At 64.8% G+C, this 6799-nt stretch carries 7 protein-coding genes; 4 read left to right on the top strand and 3 right to left on the bottom strand.

Going from position 1 to position 6799, the window contains the following annotated elements:
* Window positions 1–89: 89 nt before the first annotated feature.
* Together Q7U29_RS16510 and Q7U29_RS16505 are read left to right on the top strand one after the other, a co-directional pair.
* Window positions 90–626, top strand: a complete 537-nt coding sequence (locus Q7U29_RS16510; protein ID WP_304743251.1) for a PAS domain-containing protein — start codon at window positions 90–92, stop codon at window positions 624–626.
* Window positions 589–1941 carry a methyl-accepting chemotaxis protein gene (locus Q7U29_RS16505; protein ID WP_304743250.1) on the top strand — a complete coding sequence of 451 codons (1353 nt, stop codon included), beginning with the start codon at window positions 589–591 and terminating at the stop codon, window positions 1939–1941. Before Q7U29_RS16510 ends, Q7U29_RS16505 begins: the two co-directional genes overlap by 38 nt.
* A gap of 85 nt (window positions 1942–2026) precedes the next feature.
* On the opposite strand, the gene Q7U29_RS16500 is transcribed toward Q7U29_RS16505, so the two are convergent.
* The gene (locus tag Q7U29_RS16500) at window positions 2027–2356 is read right to left on the bottom strand and encodes a hypothetical protein (RefSeq protein WP_304743248.1); all 330 of its coding nucleotides are present in this window, start codon (window positions 2354–2356) and stop codon (window positions 2027–2029) included.
* 89 nt (window positions 2357–2445) lie between these two features.
* Window positions 2446–3579 (bottom strand): site-specific DNA-methyltransferase, encoded by a 1134-nt coding sequence (locus Q7U29_RS16495; protein ID WP_304743246.1) that lies wholly within the window; start codon window positions 3577–3579, stop codon window positions 2446–2448.
* A 250-nt stretch (window positions 3580–3829) separates the two neighbouring features.
* On the opposite strand from Q7U29_RS16495, the gene Q7U29_RS16490 reads away from it, so the two are divergent.
* Entirely contained in the window at window positions 3830–4765 is a 936-nt protein-coding gene (locus tag Q7U29_RS16490; protein WP_304743244.1) for a neutral zinc metallopeptidase, read from the top strand.
* Window positions 4766–4920: 155 nt separating this feature from the next.
* Window positions 4921–5481: a molybdenum cofactor biosynthesis protein B gene (moaB, locus tag Q7U29_RS16485; protein ID WP_304743242.1), complete on the top strand. Its 561-nt coding sequence runs from the start codon at window positions 4921–4923 to the stop codon at window positions 5479–5481.
* Window positions 5482–5822: 341 nt separating this feature from the next.
* Here the strand turns inward: moaB and Q7U29_RS16480 are convergent, their stop codons facing one another.
* Window positions 5823–6752: a helix-turn-helix domain-containing GNAT family N-acetyltransferase gene (locus Q7U29_RS16480; RefSeq protein WP_304743240.1), complete on the bottom strand. Its 930-nt coding sequence runs from the start codon at window positions 6750–6752 to the stop codon at window positions 5823–5825.
* Window positions 6753–6799: the final 47 nt, after the last annotated feature.

Here is a 6799-nt window from a genome sequence, read left to right as displayed (position 1 = left end):
AGCCGCCGAACCTTAAGGGAAAATTCAGTCCAGGTTCCTAATTGTCCTGTACGCGCGATCAATGGCGATTGCGGGACTGGAAGCCAACGATGGCCAATCACGTTACTCCGAGCGGTCGCGAGACTTTCTTCCCGGCATCCGAACTGATCGTCTCGAAAACCGATCTGAAGGGACGCCTGACCTACGCCAACGGATTGTTCTGCCAGATCGCCGGATATCGTGAATCCGAACTGATCGGCCAGCCGCACAGCATCATCCGGCATCCCGACATGCCGCGCAGCGTGTTTCGCCTGCTGTGGGACACCATCGAGGATCGCCGCGAAATCTTCGCCTTCGTCAAGAACATGGCCCGCAATGGCGATCACTATTGGGTCTTTGCCCATGTGACGCCGTCATTCGATGTCACGGGCGCCATGATCGGCTACCACTCCAATCGCCGGGTCCCCGATCGCGAGATGCTGGAGACGGCGATCATGCCGCTCTATGCCGAAGTGCTGAAAATCGAACGCAGTCACGTCAATGGAAAAGAGGCGCTCGCGGCCGGGTTCAAGGCCCTGACCGAGTTCGTCGCCTCGAAGAAAGTCGCCTATGAAGAACTTGTATTCTCTCACAAGAGCGCTGCTTAGCATTGCGGTCGCGATCCTCGGATCGATCGCCGCATCGGCCTTGCATCTGTGGGGCTACCAGGGCGCGGCTCTCGGCTTGCAGGCCCTGGCGGTTGCCTCGTCGGGGCTGGCGATGCTCTGGATCGTCAAGACCTCGCGCCTGACACGACAGGCGCAGGAGGTCTGCAAGCGGATCGCCGCGGGCGACTTCGAGGCGCGGGTTCTGTCGATCCCGGAGCACGACAGCCTGACCGGGCTGCTTCGGGTCATCAACGACATGATCGACGGCTGCGATGCCTTCGTCCGCGATGCGACCGCGGCGATGGACGCCGTGCATCACAACAAGTATTACCGGCGTATCCTGCCTGGCGGACTTCATGGCGCGCTGCTGCAGGGCGCAAACACCATCAACGACGCGACCGTCAGCATCGAAGCCCGCATCAGGCAATTCGAGCGCCAGACCTCCGAGCTGGAGGGCAGCGTGGGTTCGATCGTTTCCGCCCTGGACAATGGCGCGACGGAAATGAGCGGGACGGCGGCAAATCTGCGCGCCGGCGCATCGTCCACCCGCGAACGTATCAACTCGATTGCCTCGGCGTCCGGGCAGGCGGCTTCCAGCATGCAGTCGGTCGCGTCGGCGACGACGAGGCTGGCCTCGAATGCAAACGGCGTCGGCGCCGACATTCTGCGTTCCGCCGAAATCGCCGGACGCGCCGTCGAGCGCGTGGGCGACGCCGCCGGCAGCGTCAATGTGCTGAAGGATGTCGCCTCGCGCATCAGCGAGGTCGTCAAGTCGATCAACGCCATCGCCAGCCAGACCAACCTGCTCGCGCTGAATGCGACGATCGAGGCGGCACGGGCGGGCGAGGCCGGGCGCGGTTTCGCCGTCGTCGCCCACGAGGTCAAGGCGCTGGCGACCCAGACCGCGAACTTTACCGCCGAGATCGAGTCTCAGGTCGGGCAGGTGCAGTCGGCCGCCGACCGCGTCGGTCTGTCGATCACCGAAATCGGCACCGTGATCACGGAGGTCAACGATATTACCGGCAAGGTCGCCGAGACGTCCAAAGCGCAGGCACAGGCGACTGCCGAGATCGCGCACAGCATCGACAGCGCGTTCGCGGTCGTTGGCGAAATCGCCACCACCATTCAGGCGCTGGCGCAGACTGCGAAAGACACCGAGCAGCTCGCGACGTCGACCATGGCGGCATCCGGCGACGTGTCGTCGCAGTCGGGTCTTCTGACGCAGGAAATCAGAACCTATCTCGATCATGCCCGCGGCAATCTGGTCGATCAGACCGGGTCGGGCGCGGCGCGGCGGATCGTGCGCGCGGCCTGATCGCCGTTGCCACAGGCGCGACGGCTCGCGTCGTCGCTGCTGGCGAGTATCGCGCGCATTGGCTCGGCGCGCGCTGCCGCGCCGGTCAGCCGAAGCAGAAAAAGCCGACCACCCCTGCGGCGATAAACCCGGTACCGATCGCCGTCATGAGGGTGCCGAAACGGATCGCCGAATGCAGGTTCGAGGCCTGCACGGCGCGCTCCGTGCGGCGCGCATAGCCGTGGACGATGACTTCCTCGTTGAAGGCATTGTTGGCGTCGAACCCGCCGGAGAGGCCGACGCAGATCAGCAGCATGCCGAGAATGACCAGTCCGGCAAAGCCCAGGAAGCTCAGCAGCAGCATCGGCGGCAGGCCGACCAGAAAGATCGGCAGCAGCGGCAGCACGATCAATGACTCGGACGTCCGGGATCGCATCGGATCCTCCATCTGGCCGTCAACAACGGCCGGTGCGGAGTACGGATGCTGCAACATATAGCACAAATCGAGGCGGCAGCCCGCAGTAATTACACGGCCGCCATGCCGGAGCGGATTTCGGCGCGCAGTTCGTCGATCAGCTTGAGACCCTTCTTGGTCTCGATGTGCCAGAAGGTCCAGCCGTTGCAGGCACCGGAGCCCTGCGCCACCGCGCCCATGCGGTGGATCGAGCCGACCTTGTCGCCGAGCATGATGGCGCCGTCGGCGCGCACCAGAGCGCCATGGCGCTTCCTGGCATCGACCAGCTTTGTGCCGGGCGAGATCATGCCGCGCTCGATCAGTTCGGAAAACGCCACGCGGGGCGCGTCGCGCGCGGTCATGAACGGCGCCAGGGTGGCTTCCGGCAGCGGTTCGATGGCGGCGATGCGGGCTTCCGCCGCGGTCGCATAGGTCTGGTCGCGCTCGAAGCCGATGTAGCGGCGGCCGAGGCGTTTGGCCACGGCGCCTGTCGTGCCGGTGCCGTTGAACGGATCGATCACGAGATCGCCGGGTTTCGAGGATGACAGCAGCACCCGCGCCAGCAGGCCCTCGGGCTTCTGGGTCGGATGAACCTTCTTGCCGTCGGCGCCCTTGAGGCGTTCGTCGCCGGTGCACAGCGGGATCAGCCAGTCTGAACGTGCCTGCACGTCTTCGTTGGCGGCCTTCAGCGCTTCGTAGTTGAACGTATAGCCCTTGGCCTTTTCGTCGCGCGCGGCCCAGATCATGGTTTCGTGGGCATTGGTGAAGCGGCGGCCGCGAAAATTCGGCATCGGATTGGTCTTGCGCCACACGATGTCGTTGAGGACCCAGAAGCCGAGGTCCTGCATGATCGAGCCGACGCGGAAAATGTTGTGGTAGGAGCCGATCACCCACAGCGTCGCCGACGGTTTCATGATGCGGCGGCAGGCCAGCAGCCAGGCGCGGGTGAAATCGTCATAGGCGGCGAAGGACGCGAACTTGTCCCAGTCGTTGTTGACGGCGTCGACATGCGATTCGTCGGGGCGCTTGAGGTCGCCCTTCAGCTGCAGATTGTACGGCGGATCTGCGAACACCAGATCGACCGAACCTGCGGCAAGCTTCGACATCTCGGCGACGCAATCGCCTACGACGATACGAGCACTCGACTCGGACTCAAATTGTGTGCGGGGCGCCCTTGCAGACGCCCCGCGACGCGACTCAACCATGACTCAATTACTCTGACTCAGGCGACGCTGTCGGCGACGCGGGACTAAACAACCGACTGGCGGTACCTTGACGTGCCGAGGTAAACACCGGGTTATCGAGTGCGCGTATTGCGTGCGTCCCGGATGCGATTGATGGCTAGGCAATAATTGCCGGGCGGGTTATTGATTAATGGAATGGAAATTTTACCCGACTGCCGCGTTAGGTGTTGGCGAGTGCGCCGCCAGCCAGCTGGAATGAGGAAATACCGCCATGCGTTACGATGACTTCCGCCGCAGCGACAATGTCGATGACCGTCGCGACGACGGTGGCGGCGGGATGGGCGGCGGCGGCGGCATGGGGCTGCCGATGGGCGGCGGCGGGCTCGGCATCGGCACCATCATCGTGCTCGGCATCGTCGGCTATGCCCTCGGCATCGATCCGCGCATCCTGATCGGCGGCGCCGAAGTTCTCACCGGCGGCAACCAGTCGCCGTCCTACCAATCCGATCGCCGGTCCGCGCCCGCCAAGACCGGCGCGCCGACCGACGAGATGGGCAGCATGATCGCCGGCGTGCTCGGCGAGATCGACGATCGCTGGGACGAGATCTTCAAGGCCAGCGGACAAACCTACAAGGGCCCGCGCATCGTGCTGTTTCGCAACGCCACCAATGGCGGGCGCTGCGGCATGGCGCAGTCGGCGATGGGGCCGTTCTATTGCCCGCCCGACAAGCAGATCTTTCTCGACACCGCATTCTTCCGCCAGGTCGAAACCAAGTTTCGCGGCTGTTCGGGCAACGCCTGCAAGTTCACCGCAGCCTATATCATCGCCCATGAAGCGGGACATCACATCCAGAACCTGCTCGGCATCCTGCCGCGCGTGACCCGGCTGCAGCAGCAGGTCGGCAGCAAGGCGGAAGCCAATGCGTTGCAGGTCAAGGTCGAACTGCAGGCCGATTGCCTGTCGGGCGTCTGGGTCAACCGCGAGGAGAAGAAGCGCCCGGGCTTCGTCCAGCCCGGCGACATCGAAGCCGCCTTGCAGACCGCCGCCGCGATCGGCGACGACACGCTGCAGCGCCAGTCCACCGGCAGGGTGGTGCCTGACTCTTTCACCCACGGCTCCGCCGCGCAGCGCAAGCAGTGGTTCATGACCGGCTACCAGCAGGGCACGGTGACGTCATGCAATACGTTTGGCGCGGGGGTGCTGTAGCGCGAGTAGCTCGTGCCCCGGACGCTGCGCAGCATGCAATGATGCGCTGCAGAGCCGGGGCCCACGTTACGTCGCGCTTCCAGATATGGGTCCCGGCTCTGCGGAGCAGCGTGAAGGACGCTGCACCGCGTCCGGGACACGGAGGATAGAGCGCAATGTCCATCGACGAAGCAAAGACCTTCATCCCGCTCAACATCGCGGTGCTCACCGTTTCCGACACCCGCTCGCTGGCGGATGACAAATCCGGAGCCACGCTGGCGGACCGGCTGGTCGCCGCCGGTCATACGCTGGCGGCGCGCCTGATCATCGTCGACGATGTCGACGCGATCCGCATCATCGTCAAGCGGTGGATCGCCGACCCCGGCATCGACGTCATCGTCACGACCGGCGGCACCGGCTTTACCGGCCGCGACGTCACGCCGGAGGCGATCGAGCCGTTGTTCGAAAAGCGCATGGACGGCTTCTCCATCGCCTTTCACATGCTGAGCCACGCCAAGATCGGGACCTCGACGATCCAGAGCCGCGCCACCGCCGGCGTCGCCGGCGCCACCTATATCTTCTGCCTGCCGGGATCGCCGGGCGCCTGCCGCGACGGCTGGGACGGCATTCTGGCCCCGCAGCTCGACTATCGCACGCGGCCCTGCAATTTCGTCGAGATCATGCCGCGGCTGGACGAGCATCTGCGCCGGCCGAAGGCGCAGGGCGCGTCGGTGTAGTCCTTCGCACTGCGTGTCTTTCTCCCCTCCCTCCACGCGCCCTTGCGCGTGGCGGGGAGGGGTCGGGGGTGGGGGGTGTCTCATCAAACTCGCCGCGAGTCGTGTGCAAACTCGCGAGTTGTATGTGCGGATAGACCCCCCACCCCCGACCCCTCCCCGCCGCTTCGCGGTGGGAGGGGAGAAGAACCGTCATCGCCGCCGGATCGTCTTCTTCAGCAACGCCCACAGCGCCCCCCCACATATCCCGCCAAGCTTCATCGCGGAGTTGTTTGGCACGTTGCTTGTGGAACACCACTGCATTCCCCCGTGAATGCGCCGCGGGCCATCGCGACGCATCCCGGTCACAGCTCGCGCTCCCAGGTCTCGCCGATCAGATCCTGCCCAAAACTGCGGTGCGGCTCGGTGCCGACCAATACAAAACCCTGGTCCTGATAGATCTTGCGGGCGGCGACCAGAATGCTCTGGGTCCACAGCGTGATCTTGCGGTAGCCGCAGGCTTGCGCGAACGCGACGCATTCGCCGACCAGCCTTGTGCCCAGCCCCTGTCCGCGCCCGGCCGGATCGACCAGCAGCAGCCGAAGCTTGGCGATATCGTCGCTGTGTTTGACCAGAAATACCGAGCCGACCGGGACGCCATCGAGTTCGGCGATCCAGCAGCGCTCGCGCGAGGCGTCGAACGAGGTCAGGAATTTTGCCGCGATTTCGGCGACCAGCGCCTCGAACGAGGCGTCGAAACCGTATTCGCCGGCGTAGAACGCGCCGTGGCTCTGCACCACCCAGCCCATGTCGCCGGGGCGGGGGTCGCGAAGGATGGCGGGCGGCGGCGCGTCGGTGGCGCCGAGCAGCCGTTCGATGGTGGCCATCGCCGCGACCAGCCGGTCGCTGTCGCCGTGACGCAGCGCCGCCAGCATGGCGCCGACTTCGTCCTTCATGCTGCGTTCGAGCCTGGCAAAGGTCTGGCGCCCCTTTGCGGTCAACGCGAGCCGGTATTGCCGGCGGTCCGACGCCAACGGCTTGCGGGTGATCAAGCCGTCTTCGTCGAATTTCTGCACGATGCGGCTGAGGTAGCCGGGATCGAGCCCGAGTTCGATCCCGATCTGCTTGGCGGCCGCGTCGTCCCGGTGCGCCAGTTCGTACAGCACCCGCGCCTCGCTCAGCGAGAACGGGCTTTTCAGCAGCTGCTGATCGAGCACGCCGAGCTTGCGGGTATAGAACCGGTTGAAAGCCCGGATAGCTGAGACCCGGTGGTCATTGGAATCGGCTGGGGACATGGCGCACCTCGATACTTGCCATTGTCAAATAATTATTTGACTTTGGC

It is taken from the genome of Bradyrhizobium sp., assembly GCF_030654605.1.
In the GTDB taxonomy this organism is placed as follows: Bacteria; Pseudomonadota; Alphaproteobacteria; order Rhizobiales; family Xanthobacteraceae; genus Bradyrhizobium.
This window is presented reverse-complemented; position numbering and strand designations above follow the sequence as displayed.

Bases quoted from the DNA above. Each gene is read 5' to 3' on its own strand.
- Q7U29_RS16480 (WP_304743240.1), bottom strand. From the start codon at position 6,752: ATGTCCCCAGCCGATTCCAATGACCACCGGGTCTCAGCTATCCGGGCT.
- Q7U29_RS16495 (WP_304743246.1), bottom strand. From the start codon at position 3,579: ATGGTTGAGTCGCGTCGCGGGGCGTCTGCAAGGGCGCCCCGCACACAA.
- Q7U29_RS16490 (WP_304743244.1), top strand. From the start codon at position 3,830: ATGCGTTACGATGACTTCCGCCGCAGCGACAATGTCGATGACCGTCGC.
- moaB (WP_304743242.1), top strand. From the start codon at position 4,921: ATGTCCATCGACGAAGCAAAGACCTTCATCCCGCTCAACATCGCGGTG.
- Q7U29_RS16510 (WP_304743251.1), top strand. From the start codon at position 90: ATGGCCAATCACGTTACTCCGAGCGGTCGCGAGACTTTCTTCCCGGCA.
- Q7U29_RS16505 (WP_304743250.1), top strand. From the start codon at position 589: ATGAAGAACTTGTATTCTCTCACAAGAGCGCTGCTTAGCATTGCGGTC.
- Q7U29_RS16500 (WP_304743248.1), bottom strand. From the start codon at position 2,356: ATGCGATCCCGGACGTCCGAGTCATTGATCGTGCTGCCGCTGCTGCCG.